Below are 15,517 nucleotides of genomic sequence, written 5' to 3'. Positions count from 1 at the left end.
ATGGAGCCACGCCCCAGATCCTTCTACGTTCTCAGCGCCTTCTTCGTCCTGTTTCTGATCTTCCTCTATGGCCCCACGCTGACCATTGGCATCCTATCGTTCCAAGCGGCAGGTGGCGGGCTGACTTTCCCGATGCGCGGGGTCTCACTTCACTGGTTCCGGGACCTCTTCGAGCAACAGGCGGTGGGCGACATTTGGGGATCCTTCTCCCGGTCCTTCATCCTCGGGCTCATGGTGATGGTGACCACAGTGGTGGTCTCAGTCATGGGGGGATTGGCGTTCCGCAAACGCTTTGCCGGGTCCGCGATCCTGTTCTACCTGATCATCACATCACTGGTGATCCCGTCGATCCTCATCTCCCTTGGCGTCGGCCTCATCTGGTCCCAGTCAAGCTTGCCCGTGCATTGGTCGACCTCCGGTTTCGGCGCCCAGCTGACCTGGACCTTACCGTTCGGCCTTTTGATCATGTTCGCAGTCTTCAACCGGTTTGACCGCTCCTATGAAGAAGCCGCGCGCGACCTCGGGGCCAGCCCGTGGCAAGTCATCCGACACGTGGTCTTGCCCATCATCGCGCCTTCACTCATCGGGGTCGCGCTCTTCGGCTTCACCCTGAGCTATGACGAATTTGCGCGGACGCTTCTGACCTCAGGCAGCTACAACACACTGCCGCTCGAAATCTTTGGGATGACGACGAACGTAACAACACCCGTGCTTTTTGCCCTTGGCACTCTAACGACGGTGTTCTCGTTGCTTGTCATCGCGACCTTCCTGTTGGTGGTCTGGATTTTGAACCGTCGCCGCGCACAACAAGGGTCTGATGCGGGCCAAGGCATGGTTTGATGGCGATTGTTATTATCAACCCTAATTCCACCACCAGCATGACAGAGGCCATGGTGTCAGTGGCCCAAAGTGCCGCGCCCGATCTGACGTTCGAAGGTTGGACATCAGAAAAAGGATCACCCTCGATACAAGGGCCGGAAGATGGAGAGGCCGCCGCACCGCATCTGCTCGATCTCGTTGATCGCGCGTCCGCCCAAGGTGCGGAGGGGATCATCATCGGGTGTTTTGACGACACGGCTCTCCAAGAGGCGTCACAACGCGTATCTTGCCCTGTCATCGGGATTGGCCAAGCGTCTTATCACTACGCTGCAATGCGGGGTTGGCGGTTCAGTGTTGTGACAACGCTTGCGGTGTCTGTCCCGGTATTGGAAGCAAATATTCGAAACCAGGGGCTCGGACATGCTGTGGCGAAGGTACGCGCTTCGAATGTCCCAGTTCTGGAACTCGAAGCCGATCCGATGTGCTCTGCGCGAACGATCAAGGAAGAAGCCTTGCGGGCCGAGCAAGACGACGACATCGCCGCAGTCATTCTCGGCTGCGCAGGAATGGTGCAAGTGGTCGCAGCGGTGCGTGACGCACTCAAAATCGAAACCATTGATCCAGTCGCGTGCGCCGCGAAGTGTCTGAAATGGATGACTTGAAGTTTGGCCCTTGATAGCGGTCGTTCCATCTCGTGCCGAAAGTCGTTCGCTGGTTGTAAAAAATATACGCGGCGGAACCCTGATGCGAGTGGTGTTCTGCGATACAATGTTCCGTCAACGTCGGGTTGTCGTTGTAGAAGGGCATGGCGGTTCGGAGAACCATCGCGACTTGGCGCTCTTTAACATGGCAATCGACAGTAGGCTGTGACGTGGTGAAGATGAAAGTCGTCGACGTCATGGTGTCTGGTCAGATCAAAAGGCGAGCGTCGGTGCTGCAAAGCAAAACGCAAAACCTGTGCGCTTCGAGATATCTGAAGGGACGCGTGCGTCGGTGGAAACGTGGATGGGAGACGACCTCATGGTCGGATCTGAGTACCTGTGGCCAGGGCGTTTCCATGAGCGCCTACATATCTCGACGCGCCATTCCGGACATTCGCCGCGTCTGCTACCTCGTGGAGGTGCCCAACTCACAGATCGCGAACAAAGCTGGCATCTGCCCGCAAGAGTTCATGTCGGCTCATTAAAATGCGATCGTAACCGACCGCGCGCTACGCCGTGCCTCACCATGGTACACCGCCTCGATGTTGTTTCCGTCGGGGTCGAGCACGAAAGCAGCATAGTAGCCTGGGTGATATGCGCGCTCGCCGGGTGCACCGTTGTCGCGTCCACCATAATCCATGGCTGCCCGATAAAACGCATCCACTGTCGCACGGTTCTTTGCCTGGAAGGCAAGGTGGTGACGTCCGGTTAGAACACCAAGAGCCGTTGGGCTTTCAGCCGAGGATACGACGAGTTCGTCAGCCCAGAAATAGTCCTGGTCCGTGCTCACGATGGGGATGTCCAACACCGTCAGAACGGCTGTGTAGAAGTTAAGGCTTGCTTGCAGGTCGCGTACAACAAGCTGGAGGTGGTCGATAAGCCGACCACGATGCAGTTCATTGGTTTCCAAGGACTTTCTCCATATGCGACAAACTTTGAAACGCTCTCCTTGACCGTCGACCCCGGCGATGACAGTCGAAGATCAAGTCGAGCCAGGAATGCGTCAGGGCGTCCGCAATCAAACCAGTCATTCAGTGCCTGGGAACATACGCCGCTGCCGCCACCAGTCGCCTGACATCTCTCAAGCCCACCTTGCCCTTGTAGAATTTGCTGCCCTTGTTCGCGTCCACGATCGCGTCACAAAGGCTCTCAGGATCGGCCTTGGCAACGGATGCGGCATTGATGTGGCCGCTGGCCAGCAATGCTCTCGCGAATTTCGGGCTGACCCACTGAACCCGGCACAGATCAGAGATTGCGACGAGTTCCATCACTTCGGCGACGTCCACGCCGACTTTGGTCGCCAGCAAATCTACACCATCTTGCGCAGCATCGAACAGCTCCTTGGTGTTTGTGAGGCCCGCCTCTTTCAGACGCGACGCAAAACTCCCTTCCAGCCAGTCAATCTCATTCAGGGATCTTGGTTTCGGGAAGAAGCCACCAAGCGTCCGCTTGAGTAACTGAAGGTAACCCGGGTCGACACCGGATGCTGTCGATAAGGATGCCAGCGAGGTTGATGACTTGAGCGCGGTGCGAAGATCCGCGAGCGACTCTATGCCTGCGGTCCGAAGAGCGGCAAATTTGACGTCGAGTTTATCAAGCAAAGGCTCATGGCTTGGAATCAGATCGGACGTTTCCAGCCGTTTCTGCAAATCGGTCAGATCGGTTGCGTTATCGTCCAGGTAATAACGTGTCACGGTTTTGCCTTGAGGATCGTTTCGGCGTTCAACAGCCAAGAACGAAATCAAAAATGAAGCCGCGGTCGCGGCGTTACTCTCTGCTTTCGTGGGCAAGTTTTCTGGCCTGCAACGAGACCCACCAGATCACACCCGCTCCAATCAGGAAAACTCCGAAACCGGCGAAGAAGAGGCAGATAAAGAGCATCGGTGACATAATCATATGACTCTCGATTCAGTGCGTTGAGTTCCCTGTTCGCAAACCGAGGGTAACAATGGTGAAGCAATCGGCCGTTGATACATATCAATCGGTATATTGACCTGCAAAGCCGCTCAGGTTCAACGATGCCATTTGGAACGGCACGAGAGCAGTGCTGCAAGCATGTCCAGACATTCGAACTGTTCGCAGCATCAAACACTTTGGGCTCTGACCGGACATCCGAAGCTGTAACAGCTACCGCAGCACACTCGCCAGAAACCGCCGCGTCCGCTCCCGCTCGGGGGCCGAGAATATCCGCTCCGGCGCCCCTTCCTCCGCCACCACACCCTGATCCATGAACACCACGCGGTCTGCCACGTCGCGGGCAAAGGCCATCTCATGCGTGGCCAGCACCATCGTCATGCCGTCGTCGCGCAGTTTCCGCAGCACGTCCAGCACCTCGCCCACCAGTTCCGGATCAAGGGCCGAGGTGATCTCGTCCAGCAGCATGGTCTGCGGCCGCATCGCCAACGCGCGAATTACGGCCACCCGCTGTTGCTGCCCACCTGACAGCTGGTCGGGATATTTGCGCATGTGATCCGCCAACCCAAAGCGCGCAAACAACGCCTCGATCCGCTCCTGTGCATCCTCGCCCAGCACGCGGCGGGGGGCGAGGGCGACGTTGTCATAGGCCGTCATGTGCGGGAACAGGTTGAAGCTTTGGAACACGATCCCGATGCGCTGGCGGATGGGCGTCAGGTCAAAGCCCGGCTCTGCGATATCGACGCCATCCAGGCGCACTTCACCGTCATCCACCGGCTCCAACCCGTTCATGCAGCGCAACAGCGTGGATTTGCCCGACCCGGACGCGCCGATCAGGCACACCATCTCACCGGGTGCGATGTCCATATCGATGCCTTTCAGAACCTGAACATCGCCAAAGCTCTTGGTCACGCCGCGCAGCGACAGTCTAGGTTCGGGCATCGCGGTCCCTGTTCATCAGGTAGTCGGCATAACGCGTGGCAGGCACGGTGACAAACAGAAAGATGACGGCGGCTGCCACATAGGGCGTGAAGTTTGCCAGCAGCGATTTGAATATGCCCGCTTGCCGCAGGATTTCCACGGGGCCTATGAACGACAAGAGTGCCACGTCCTTTTGTAGGGCGACCAGCATGTTCATGTTGGCAGGCACCACGCGACGGATGGCTTGGGGCAGGATGACATAGCGCATCGTGTCCCGTTCGCTCAGGCCCAGACAGATGGCGGCGTTGCGCTGGCTGGCATGGATGCTCTCAATGCCGGACCGCAACACCTCGGCAATATAGGCTGAATAGGTTAGCACCAGCGCCACGGTGCCCCAGATGTAAGGGGAGTTCCACGGACGGGCGAGGCCCAGACCCGGGATGCCAAAGCCCACCAGATAAACCAGCAGAACCACCGGAATGCCACGAAACAGGTCGACATAAACCGCACCGAAGATGCGCAGCGGAAACAGGGCCGGGTTGGTGTTCCCTCGCGCCAGTGCGATGGCAAGTCCCAGGCCAAAGATCAGGGGCACCGACCACGCGAAAATCGCCACGTCCAGCACGAAGGCGCGCAACAGGTCGGGAAAGACCCGCACAAACACCTCGCCATTGAAGAACGAGGCGCGCACCGCCTCCCAGCCCGGGGCCAGCGGCACAAGGAACACGACAAGGGCCAGCACAATTGCCGTGCTGACCCCTGCAATCAGATTGGCGCGACGTTTCTGTTGCGCCTCATACGCGGCCCGTCTTGTCACTTGATCAGTGGAACCCCGGTGGCTTCCTGCAGCCACTGCGCCTCGATCTCGCCCAGCTTGCCGTTTTCGGTCATCGCGGCCAGCGCCTCATCGACACAGGCTTTCAGCTCGGATCCTTCGGGCATCAGCATCCCGAACTGGTCAGGGTTCTCGGCTGCCGATGGATCGAACTGACCCAGCACCACACCGTTGTCCATCAGGACGGCGGCGGTGAAGAGGGCGGTGGGCAGGTCGAACAGGGCTGCATCGATCTGGCCCGCCTTCATGGCGGCGGTGACGTTGGCATTGTCGTCATAGACCAGCGGGCTGGCATCGGGCGCGATCTGCTCCATCACTACGGGCAGCGCTGTGGTCGAGGCGACAACGCCCCACTTCAGCCCCTTGAGGCTTTCCAGTGTCGGCTCTGCGCCGCCCTCGACAACGGGTGTCGTGGTCATCACGGCCTGTGGCGCGGTGTAGTAGGGGGCCGAGAAATCCACGACCTTGTCGCGCTCTTCCGTGATCGAATATTGCTGCATGTTCAGATCGAAATTCTTGGCGCCGGGCTGGATCGCCTCGTCAAAGGATGTGCGCACCCACGTGACCTGGTCGGCGCCAAATCCCATCTCTTCGGCCAGCGCATAGGCCACTGCAGCCTCGAACCCTTCGCCCGCCTCGGGCGCATCATTCAGAACCCAGGGGTAGTAGGCCGGGTTTCCGGTTGCGATGGTCAACGTGCCCTCGGTCAGCGTCTTGCCAGCCGCACAATGGCCCGCCGCAAAGGCACCGGTGGCTGCGACCGATAGGATGGCGGCCGTTACAAAGGTCTTCATGTGAAATCTCCCCATTGTTTTGCAGGGATATTCGGGCAACGCGGCGGGGCTGTCCAGAGGTCATGCAGGCAGCTTGGCCCCGCAAAGACACCATGCTTCATTGCTGGGCAGGATCAGATGGTTAACAGTTTACTTCCAGCAAGGGACACAGGTCCCCGATGCAGGATGTGCGGCACGCCAACGAACAAGAGCGGCCTGCGCCGGAGCTTCGCCATCTCAGCCAGATAGGCCCGTGTGCCATCTGCCACGGCGCGCAAATCGTGCAAACGGTCAGTGGAAAACGGAACAATGTCCGTCATTGCTGCAGCCATGTCTTCCCTGGGGCTCGTGTCGCGATGCAGCCAGATGCGGGTCGCGCTGGCCTCCAGCCGCGCGGCATCAAACACCAGAAATTGACGTCCCCGGGCGGGCCAACCAAAACCCGCTGCGATCATCGCATCCCGCAAATCCTCGGGGTGCACGGTCGAAAATTGCACGCAGTCAACCCAAAGGCATCCCAATTCAGGCAGAGGACGGCGCAGCGATCCCATCCTGTTACGGTACTTCGCAATCGCGCTCTCATACAGATCGGGCTGCGTCCGCTCCAACGTCGACAGCGGCACCAGAGCATCCCCCGGCAACTCTGAGGGGTGTAGATGATACACGGCTGTTGCGCGCGCGATCACTCCGCGGCGTACATCCCGTCATAGATCGGCGACAGCGTCTCGGCCTCGAACAACGACGACACCGACGTACCATGCCAGATGTTCAGAATGGCTTGGGCAAAGACTGGGGCCGTTGGCACAATCCGGATGTTCGGTGCGTTTTTCACCGCGTCGGTGGGCTGAATGCTGTCGGTGATCACCAGCGACTTCATCACTGAATTGGTGACCCGCTCAACGGCAGGGCCGGACATCACGCCATGCGAGATGTAGGAATGGACCTCTTTCGCACCATTTTCGATCAACACCTCAGCTGCTTTGCAGAGCGTCCCGGCAGTGTCGCACATGTCGTCCACAATGATGCAAACCTTGTCCGTCACATCGCCGATGACGGTCATCTCGGCCACTTCGCCGGGCTTCTCGCGCCGTTTGTCGACGATGGACAGCGGCGCGTTCAACCGCTTCGCCAGCTCGCGTGCCCGCGCCACACCACCCACGTCGGGTGACACGATCATCAACTCGTCCATACGGCCCGCAAACTGCGTCTTGATGTCGAGCGCAAAGATGGGCGAGGCATACAAGTTGTCCACCGGAATATCAAAAAACCCCTGGATCTGCGCGGCGTGCAGGTCCATGGTCAGAACCCGCTCGATCCCTGCGCCGACCAGCATGTTGGCCACCAGCTTTGATGAAATCGGCGTGCGCGCCTTGGTGCGGCGATCCTGACGGGCGTAACCGAAGTAAGGGATCACTGCGGTGATGCGGGCCGCCGACGACCGGCGCAGCGCATCACACATGATCAAAAGCTCCATCAGGTTGTCATTGGCCGGGTTTGACGTGGGCTGGATGATGAACATATCCTCACCGCGCACGTTTTCGAACACCTCGACGAAAATCTCGCCATCGTTGAAACGTTCGACGCGGGCGTCCACCAGCCCAACGTTGACCCCGCGGTGCAGCGACATGCGCCGCGCAATTGCATTTGCCAATGGCAGATTGGCATTGCCCGAGATCAACTTGGGCTCTTCGATGTTCGGCATGACGTGTCCCCGCGCAGCACGATTGTGACAGATTCGTGATGTTGACTCCGCTTAACACGTGCTTACCGTCCCGCGAAACCTGTGACCCCACGATCGGAGACCAAAATGGCCCATATCGACTATTATTTTGCAACGCTGTCGCCCTACACCTACCTGGCCGGGAAACGGTTCGAGGCGCTGGCACAGCAACACGGGGCCACCGTGACCTACAAACCGCTGGATGTGATCGCCCTGTTTGGGCGGACCGGCGGGACACCTCCCAAGGATCGGCACATCAACCGGGTCGAATACCGCGCACAGGAACTGGTGCGGCAGGCCAAAAAATACGACATGCCGTTCAACCTCAAACCCGCGCATTGGCCCACCAACGCGGCGCCATCCTCCTACGCTATCATCGCGGCACAAAATGCGGGCGGCGGTGACCTCGGGACATTGGTGCACGCCATCCTTCGCGCCGTCTGGGCCGAGGAAAAGGACATCGCCCAAGACGACGTGATCAAGGCCTGCCTGACCGAGGCAGGGTTTGATCCGTCGCTGGCCGACAGCGGGCTGCTCAGTGGGGCCGAAACCTACGCGGCCAACCTCGAAGAGGCGGTGGACAAGGGCGTCTTCGGCGCACCCTTTTACATCGTGGACGGGGACCAGCGGTTCTGGGGCCAGGACAAGCTCGAAGATCTTGATCTGCACCTATCGGGCAAATTGTGATCCCACATATCCACGCCCGGACCTTCGGGTCCGGGCCACGCCCCGCACTTGCCATCCACTGCTCGCTTGGACATTCCGGTGTCTGGCGTGGGGTGGCCCAGTCTATGGGTGACGGCTTGACGCTCCACGCCTATGACCTGCCCAACCATGGCAAGTCTGGCGATTGGGACGGGCAGGGGGTCATGCACGACACGGCCACCGCCATGGCGCTCAAGGTCATGGACGATATTGGCACCGAACCCATCGACATCATCGGCCACAGCTTTGGCGCGACCGTGGCGCTGCGTCTTGCCATCGAACATGCGCCGCGTGTGCGCAGCGTAGCGATGTACGAACCCGTCTATTTCGCGCCCATCATCGCCGACGATCCCGACTTTGGCCCCAACTACAAACGCGACACCGCCGATTTCGATGCCGCCATCGACGCAAGCGACACCGAAGCCGCCGCGCGCGCCTTCAACCGCGCTTGGGCCGAAGGACCCGCATGGGACGACATCCCGGCCCAAAGCCGCGCCTATATGGTGGACCGCATCCACTTCGTCCGCCATTCCGCCCTGTTCCTGATCGAAGACAGCGCAGGCCTGCTTGCACCGGGCCGTTTCGAACAGGCGACCATGCCCGCGCTTCTGATGGGGGGTGCCACGTCGCGCTGGGCAGCACCGGTCAACAATGCCATTGCACGACGTCTTCCACGGGTCACATCACATGTGTTCGACGGGGTGGGGCACATGGGACCGATCACACATCCCGACGCCGTGGCGCAGGTCTGGCACACCTTCCTGAATGCGATCTGATACCGCGGCGTAACGCCCCGGCTTAACTTTTTTCTTAACGCTTTATCAAGAGGTTGGGGAAAATGCGCAGTTTGGGTGGCAAAATGTGCAGTTTCGCGAAATGCCCTCGGTTTCGGGCGATTTCTGCGGGCGCAAAATGTGCAGTTTCAGGGCGAAACATCGCGATTTGCCGCCGTCGGGGCTTCTGAACACGGCAATTCTGTTGCCCGAACGTCCGGTTAACGCACCGCGCGTCGCTCAGGTCGGCTCGTCAATGATGTGGTCTTCCCAATCGTCGTCCGCCACATCGAACTCACTAAAGGTGCGCCCCTGCATCGACACACCCGCCGCATGGACCGTGTCCGCGGTGCCCGAGATCAACGGATGCCAATCAAACAATGGCTTGCCCTCATAAACGAGGCGATAGGCGCAAGTCTTTGGAATCCAATACAAATGTTCTTCGATATTCGACGGTTTGAGCACAATGCAATCCGGCACGAATTGATGCCGCGTCTCGTAATGGGCACATCGGCAGGTGTCGTCATCCAGCAACCGGCACGCCACGCGGGTCAACGCCACCTCCCCGGAATCCTCGTCTTCCAGCTTGTTCAGACAGCATTTTCCGCACCCATCACACAGCGCTTCCCACTCCTTGCGGGTCAGCTTTGCAATAGATTTTTTCTCCCAAAAACGGGGGGTTAGACCATCGCGGTCAATCGGATCACTCATAGGTCAGCCAGGATCGCGCGCGCCTGCGCACTGTCGGCATCCATCTGCGCAACCAATGCGTCCACGCTGTCAAATTTCACTTCGCCCCGCAGATGCGCAACCAAGGCGACGGACACCGGCGCACCATACAAATCGCCTGAAAAATCAAAGACAAAAGTCTCAAGGTTCGGTCGGTTTTCCCCAAACATCGGGCGCACACCAAGTGACGCAACCCCATGATACGAACCCGCATGAGGCCCGTCCAACACGTTGAAAAGAACAGCATAAACGCCAAAGGCGGGCGGGTGCAGCCCATCAATCGACATGTTGGCGGTCGGATACCCCAAGGTACGCCCGCGCTGCTCGCCCCCGATGATCGGCCCCTCAATCCGGTGCCAGTGCCCCAGCATGTCCGCTGCATCCTGCGGTCTGCCATCGGACAAGGCTTGACGGATGGCGGTCGAGGATACGGTGTTGTCGGCGCGTTCCAACAAGGGCGCGACAGTCACGCCAAACCCCATCTCCTGCCCAAAACGCTTCATGTCTGCGGCGGTGCCCGCACGCTTCTTGCCAAAGCAGAAATCGGCCCCCACCACGACATGGGACAGGCCCAGCCCATCGCAAATCACATCCCGTGCAAACTCTTCTGGACTCAACCCCGCCAAGCCGGAATGAAACGGCAATTCAAAGAGATAGCGGATACCCATCTTCTCCAGGCGGCTTGCGCGTGCGGCCTGGCTCATCAATCGAAAGGGGGGCGCATCCGGGGCAAAATACTCGCGCGGATGGGGCTCGAATGTCAGGACGCCGACGGGCGCATCAGGCGCGGCTGTCTGTGCCAGATCAATAACGGACCGATGACCAATATGGACGCCATCAAAGTTGCCGATGGCGACGCTGGCCCCCCGGTCGGCGGCATCAACAAACTGGTAGTCCCGAATGATCTTCATGACCCTTGCCTAGCCAAGCGTTCAAACAAGGGCAAGGACCCGTTTCTTCTGACTGAAAATACCACGGGGGAGGCCGAAGGCCGGGGGCAGAGCCCCCAAAGCCGTTTTAAATGAGAGGTTTAGTCGAACTTCCGCGACGGCGCGAGTACTGTTGCTTCGCCAATCAACACCTTCTTGCCGTCCACGGCACAGTGGCAATCCAGCCTCACGCGGCGCTTGGCAAAGTCGATGTCGATTACTTTGACCTCGGCATAGACCATGTCGCCCGGACGCACCGGGGCCAGAAACTTCAACGATTGGCCCATATAGACGGTGCCATGCCCTGGAAGCTGTTCACCGATAACGGCTGAGATCAGACCGGCGGTCAGCATTCCGTGCGCGATACGCCCCGCAAAGATCGTGTCGCGGGCATAGTCGTCATCCAGGTGTACCGGGTTCCGGTCGGTCGAGACCTGCGCAAACATCTCGATGTCTTCATCCGTGACGACTTTCCGCAGGTGGCGGGACATCCCCATTTCGATGTCTTCGATGCAGATCGTGCCGCGGGGCATATTGTCCAACATGAGCTTGCTCCGGTAATAATCCGAACGTTTGTTCGGTGTGTGCGCAATCTAATTACTTTGCGCGCGCAGAAAAGCAAGCTAAAAGTAGGTCAGCGCAGATGCCCTATCGTAAAGGTCGGCGCGCTTTTTTCCTTTTCAAGGTAGGAGCTTAGCGCATCTGGATCCGGCTGGTGCGACGTTTTGGTTTCCGCCGCTGCCAATCCACCTGAAATGAACAGAGAATCAATGTCCTCTCCCATCGCACCCGCGATATCGGTCAACACACCGTCACCGATGGCCAGAATACCGCTGTCTGGCACGTCCACGCCAAGCTCTGCCAACCGTCGGCGCGCCAGATCATAGATCGGCGGATGCGGCTTTCCGAAATACAGGCTCTCGCCGCCCATCTCGGTATACAGCTTCGCCAATGCGCCCGCGCACCATTCACGGACCTCGCCACGATCGACAACGATGTCGGGGTTGGCGCAGAGCAGCTTCAGCCCCAATTGTTTTGCCATCAGGAACTCTGGCCGCATCACATCCGGGTCTGCCATTGCGTCGCGCGGACCTGTGCAAACAATCCCCTCGGCCTCGGCCAGCGGCACCATGTCGATCTTCACCGGATCCTGGATAACACCAATGGGCTCAAAGAACTTCTCCTCGCCCGGCTGTCCAATGAAATACACTTTGGACCCAACAAATCCCCGGAACATGGCCGCGCGCGCGCTGTCGCCTGACGTGGCGATCGTGTCCCAGGCGTCATCGGGTACACCGAAATGCACCAACTGCTTCGTCACACCTGCGCGCGGACGGGGTGAGTTGGTCACCAGCACCACCTTGCCGCCCTTGGCCCGATACGCTTGCAACGCGGCCACGGCCTCGGGCAGGGCATGCACACCATTGTGCACGCAACCCCAAAGATCGACGAACAGCGCGTCATAGCGATCCGAGATCTCGGACAGGGAAGTGATGATCTGGGCCATGAAGCCTCCGGTATGAATTGGTCAATCGGGGTGTGCCACAGCCGGGGCAGGGGCGAAAGGGCCTAGTCGGCGCGACGATCCGGGTCGTTCAACGGGTGGTCTCTCGTCCAGTCATACAGGCCCTCGTCCCGCTCCTTCACCGCCTGTTTCCAACCCACGGCTTCGGATCGGGCCTTGAAATTCAGCCCCTCGGGTGAATGCCGGGTAATCCCGTCAAACACGGTAGCAAGACGCTGTGTCTGGTTGATCGTGGCCTCAAGTGTCTGGTTGATCACCATCTTATTCATGGCCAGTTGATTGATTGGCACCGATGCCATGCGCGCGGCAAGCGATTCAACCTCGGCATCCAATTGATCGACTGGCACGGCCTTCAACACCAACCCCATCTCAGCCGCTTCCGTCCCTGTGATCGTGTCGCCAGTCAGCAGCATGCGCTTGGCCCGCTCTGGCCCAAGCCGGTAAACCCACATGGCCGTTGTTGGACAGCCCCAAACACGGGCCGGCATGTACCCAATCTGGGCCTCATCCTCCATCACCACCATGTCGCAGCAAAGCGCAATGTCAGACCCGCCCGCAACAGCAAAACCGTGCACTTTGGCAATAACCGGTTTCATGGCCCGGAACAGCGACATGAAGCACTGCGTATTGGCCCACATGAACTGGTAGTCCTGCATCGGGTCCCAAGGCATCTCTTGCGTGATCTTGTTGTCCGGGTCCTGCGCATAGTGCGCGAGGTCATAGCCGGCGCAAAAGGCACGACCCGCCCCGGACAGCACCATCACATGCACGTCCCGGTCTGCATCAAACCCTTCCACTGCCGCCTGCAACTCGCGCGGCAGATCGTCGTCGATGGCATTCATCACGTCTGGACGGTTCAGGATGATGCGGCCGATCCGGCCGTCTTTTTCGGTCTTGATGGTGCGCATGATGTCCTCCCGCAGCAACGGTGGCACAAAAAAGTAAGGCGGACCACTGGTCCGCCTGCCTCGCGCTTCTTCCATCTGTAAGGCGGAGGTGTCCTCCGCCACGCAACCTCAGACTTTGAGGTTCGGGATGATCTGTTTTTTTCGGCTCATGATGCCGGGCAGCACCACGGTGTCGCCCGACACGGTCGCATCAAAGCTCTTCTCGGCCACACCCTTCACCCGGTCATTCGGGATCAGCATGGTGGCTTCCTCGTTCAGGATGTCGACCACGAACAACAGCACTTCGTCCGCGCCATCCTCTTTCGCCACATCGACCATGGACGCCATCAGGCTGTCCTTGCGGTCCAAAACCAGCTTGGGCGCAGTGGTTTCCAGAACCGACACGCGGAATTGCGTGCCATCGACAGCGTATTCCTTGCTGTCCATGCGCAGCAGTTCGACATCCGAAAACGCGGACACGTCCGATTTCGCCTCAAACATCTCGGACGCATAGGCCGACAGGTCCACACCCAGATCCTTTGCCAGATCATGTGCAATCGCCTTGTCTTCCTGCGTGGTGGTGGGCGAGCGGAATTCCAACGTGTCCGACAGGATGCAGGACAGCATTGCGCCTTTCACACCGTTCGGCATCTGCGCCATGTCCTTGCCGATCATCTTCCACATGATGGTTGCGGTGCAGGCCAGCGGTTCGATGCGAATGTCGATCGGGCCTTTGGTCTCAAGCCCGCCAACCAGCTTGTGGTGATCAATGATGGCGGTGATGTCGGCATCGTTGATGGCGTCGGGCAGCTCAGCCGGGTTGTTGGTGTCCACGATCACAACCGGTTGGTCCGCGTCCACGGCACTGATGATGCGTGGCTTGGGCAGGTCCCATTTCTCAAGGACAAATGCGGCTTCCGTGTTGGGCTCACCCAGCAGCACAGGCTCGGCCTCAACGCCCTTGATCTCATTCAGATACCATGCCCAGATGATGGGCGAACCGGTGGAGTCCGTATCAGGCGATTTGTGGCCAAAAACGAGCGTTGTCATAATGGGGATTCCTTTGGGAGAAGAGAATTTGGCGCCCTTATAGCAAGCTTGGCCTGCGTGTCACGGGGGCCGGTCAGAGTGCAATTGTCGCGCCTGACGATCTGTTGTATGATTGCGAAACACAAACCAAGGAGTGCTCTGAAAATGAACAAGCTGGCCTGACTGCCCACCTGTTCCGCGCACGATACGCGCACCTTTTCAGAGGAGTGTTTTCCAATGGACAAGCCTGCCTGACCCGCATCTGCGGGGATCGTTCTGCACGTATGTGCAGTCCCATCCAATTCAGACAGAAGGGGCACCCCATGCCCATATCCAAGAAAAGAGCCCTGAAATTGGGCGACACCCGCACGACATCACAACCCCGCAAACCCGTTGCACAACGGCCAAGCGTCAACCGCAGGCCTGACCACGTCCTGCACACGCAGGTGCGCGGCGGGCGTCCCCCGCGCTTTCCCGGGCGCACCGGCGGGCGATAGGGCTTGCCAACGGTCCCGTGCGTGGGGTTTCCTCGCACGGGCCAACTGCTTGGAAACAAACGTGACAGCCCGCGAAACCGACCTCTACCCACCCGTCAAAACCTTTCTCGAAGGGCAAGGGTACGTGGTGAAGTCCGAGGTTGGGGCCGCCGATGTCGTGGCCGTGCGCGGTGGAGAACCGCCAGTCATTGTCGAGTTGAAGCTGGGATTTTCACTGGCGCTTGTACACCAATGTGTCGCCCGGCTTGGGGTCAGCGACGATGTTTATATGGCCGTCGAACGGGGCAAGGGAAAACGCTTCCTCAAGGCGACCAAGGACATGACGCGCCTGTGTCGTCGCCTTGGACTTGGCCTTTTGACCGTGCGCCTGTCCGATGGGCTGGTACAGGTCCATTGTGATCCCGGCCCCTATGCACCCCGCAAGAACGCCAAGCGGCAGGGCCGGTTGCTCAAAGAATTTGCGGCCCGGCAGGGTGATCCCAACGACGGGGGGCAGACCCGCGTGGGGCTGATCACCGCCTATCGTCAGGACGCGCTGAAGCTGGCGCTGTTTCTGTACGAAGTCGGCGCCAGCAAGGGCGCAGATGTTGCACGTGAGACGGGTGTGATCCGGGCGACAACGATGATGCGCAACGATCATTATGGCTGGTTCGAAAAGGTCGAAAAGGGCGTCTATGGCCTGACGCCCAAGGGGGCCGAAGCGGTGGCGCAGTCTGGGCAGGTTCTTGGGGGCTAGTCAGGCTTGTTGATTGCGGGCCAA

19 protein-coding genes and 1 pseudogene are annotated in these 15,517 nt (G+C 59.3%); 7 read left to right on the top strand and 13 right to left on the bottom strand.

Annotated elements, in window-relative coordinates:
* The 4 genes and pseudogenes from AC53L6_RS18605 to AC53L6_RS18590 all read left to right on the top strand — a co-directional run bounded on the left by AC53L6_RS18605 (position 1) and on the right by AC53L6_RS18590 (position 2,005).
* Entirely contained in the window at positions 1–840 is an 840-nt protein-coding gene (locus tag AC53L6_RS18605) for an ABC transporter permease (protein WP_496908918.1), read from the top strand.
* Positions 840–1,481, top strand: a complete 642-nt coding sequence (locus AC53L6_RS18600; RefSeq protein ID WP_496908917.1) for an aspartate/glutamate racemase family protein — start codon at positions 840–842, stop codon at positions 1,479–1,481. The genes AC53L6_RS18605 and AC53L6_RS18600 overlap by 1 nt, the downstream gene beginning before the upstream one ends.
* A gap of 106 nt (positions 1,482–1,587) precedes the next feature.
* Positions 1,588–1,902: pseudogene (locus AC53L6_RS18595) on the top strand (hypothetical protein); the annotation flags it as partial.
* Complete coding sequence (locus tag AC53L6_RS18590; RefSeq protein WP_496909092.1) at positions 1,877–2,005, top strand: hypothetical protein; 129 nt, start codon at positions 1,877–1,879, stop codon at positions 2,003–2,005. The pseudogene AC53L6_RS18595 and the gene AC53L6_RS18590, both read left to right, overlap by 26 nt.
* On the opposite strand, the gene AC53L6_RS18585 is transcribed toward AC53L6_RS18590, so the two are convergent.
* From AC53L6_RS18585 to AC53L6_RS18555, 7 genes are all read right to left on the bottom strand, one after another.
* Positions 2,002–2,430, bottom strand: coding sequence for a VOC family protein (locus AC53L6_RS18585; RefSeq protein WP_496908916.1), 429 nt, complete (start codon positions 2,428–2,430; stop codon positions 2,002–2,004). The two genes, AC53L6_RS18590 and AC53L6_RS18585, sit on opposite strands and share 4 nt — an antisense overlap.
* Before the next feature lie 121 nt (positions 2,431–2,551).
* Positions 2,552–3,310 (bottom strand): DUF4332 domain-containing protein, encoded by a 759-nt coding sequence (locus tag AC53L6_RS18580; protein ID WP_496908915.1) that lies wholly within the window; start codon positions 3,308–3,310, stop codon positions 2,552–2,554.
* Between the two features lie 337 nt (positions 3,311–3,647).
* Positions 3,648–4,376 (bottom strand): amino acid ABC transporter ATP-binding protein, encoded by a 729-nt coding sequence (locus AC53L6_RS18575; RefSeq protein ID WP_299705574.1) that lies wholly within the window; start codon positions 4,374–4,376, stop codon positions 3,648–3,650.
* Positions 4,363–5,172 (bottom strand): amino acid ABC transporter permease, encoded by an 810-nt coding sequence (locus AC53L6_RS18570; RefSeq protein WP_496908914.1) that lies wholly within the window; start codon positions 5,170–5,172, stop codon positions 4,363–4,365. Before AC53L6_RS18570 ends, AC53L6_RS18575 begins: the two co-directional genes overlap by 14 nt.
* Complete coding sequence (locus AC53L6_RS18565; RefSeq protein WP_299210293.1) at positions 5,169–5,984, bottom strand: ABC transporter substrate-binding protein; 816 nt, start codon at positions 5,982–5,984, stop codon at positions 5,169–5,171. The genes AC53L6_RS18570 and AC53L6_RS18565 overlap by 4 nt, the downstream gene beginning before the upstream one ends.
* Before the next feature lie 113 nt (positions 5,985–6,097).
* Complete coding sequence (locus AC53L6_RS18560) at positions 6,098–6,628, bottom strand: hypothetical protein (RefSeq protein WP_496908913.1); 531 nt, start codon at positions 6,626–6,628, stop codon at positions 6,098–6,100.
* Positions 6,629–6,645: 17 nt separating this feature from the next.
* Positions 6,646–7,665 (bottom strand): ribose-phosphate pyrophosphokinase, encoded by a 1,020-nt coding sequence (locus AC53L6_RS18555; RefSeq protein WP_496908912.1) that lies wholly within the window; start codon positions 7,663–7,665, stop codon positions 6,646–6,648.
* 105 nt (positions 7,666–7,770) lie between these two features.
* Between AC53L6_RS18555 and AC53L6_RS18550 the strand changes: the two genes are divergently transcribed.
* Positions 7,771–8,370, top strand: coding sequence for a 2-hydroxychromene-2-carboxylate isomerase (locus AC53L6_RS18550; protein WP_496908911.1), 600 nt, complete (start codon positions 7,771–7,773; stop codon positions 8,368–8,370).
* Entirely contained in the window at positions 8,367–9,164 is a 798-nt protein-coding gene (locus AC53L6_RS18545) for an alpha/beta fold hydrolase (protein ID WP_496908910.1), read from the top strand. Before AC53L6_RS18550 ends, AC53L6_RS18545 begins: the two co-directional genes overlap by 4 nt.
* Before the next feature lie 237 nt (positions 9,165–9,401).
* Here AC53L6_RS18545 and AC53L6_RS18540 read toward each other — a convergent pair whose 3' ends face one another.
* From AC53L6_RS18540 to AC53L6_RS18515, 6 genes are all read right to left on the bottom strand, one after another.
* A complete protein-coding gene (locus tag AC53L6_RS18540) occupies positions 9,402–9,872 on the bottom strand; it encodes a YcgN family cysteine cluster protein (protein ID WP_299210283.1) in 471 nt (156 codons plus the stop codon).
* Entirely contained in the window at positions 9,869–10,801 is a 933-nt protein-coding gene (locus AC53L6_RS18535) for a bifunctional riboflavin kinase/FAD synthetase (RefSeq protein WP_496908909.1), read from the bottom strand. Before AC53L6_RS18535 ends, AC53L6_RS18540 begins: the two co-directional genes overlap by 4 nt.
* Before the next feature lie 119 nt (positions 10,802–10,920).
* Positions 10,921–11,364, bottom strand: coding sequence for a MaoC family dehydratase (locus AC53L6_RS18530; protein ID WP_299555849.1), 444 nt, complete (start codon positions 11,362–11,364; stop codon positions 10,921–10,923).
* A gap of 89 nt (positions 11,365–11,453) precedes the next feature.
* Positions 11,454–12,326, bottom strand: a complete 873-nt coding sequence (locus AC53L6_RS18525; RefSeq protein ID WP_496908908.1) for a TIGR01459 family HAD-type hydrolase — start codon at positions 12,324–12,326, stop codon at positions 11,454–11,456.
* Positions 12,327–12,388: 62 nt separating this feature from the next.
* The gene (locus AC53L6_RS18520) at positions 12,389–13,252 is read right to left on the bottom strand and encodes a crotonase/enoyl-CoA hydratase family protein (protein WP_496908907.1); all 864 of its coding nucleotides are present in this window, start codon (positions 13,250–13,252) and stop codon (positions 12,389–12,391) included.
* Positions 13,253–13,360: 108 nt separating this feature from the next.
* Positions 13,361–14,281: a manganese-dependent inorganic pyrophosphatase gene (locus tag AC53L6_RS18515; RefSeq protein WP_299210272.1), complete on the bottom strand. Its 921-nt coding sequence runs from the start codon at positions 14,279–14,281 to the stop codon at positions 13,361–13,363.
* Positions 14,282–14,818: 537 nt separating this feature from the next.
* Here AC53L6_RS18515 and AC53L6_RS18510 point away from each other — a divergent pair.
* On the top strand, positions 14,819–15,493 hold the full coding sequence (locus AC53L6_RS18510) for a DUF2161 domain-containing phosphodiesterase (RefSeq protein WP_299210271.1): 675 nt from the start codon (positions 14,819–14,821) through the stop codon (positions 15,491–15,493).
* Positions 15,494–15,517: the final 24 nt, after the last annotated feature.

Source organism: Tateyamaria sp. LSS28 (assembly GCF_059611725.1).
The sequence above is the reverse complement of the archived record's forward strand: the minus strand, read 5'-3'. Positions and strand labels throughout refer to the sequence as shown.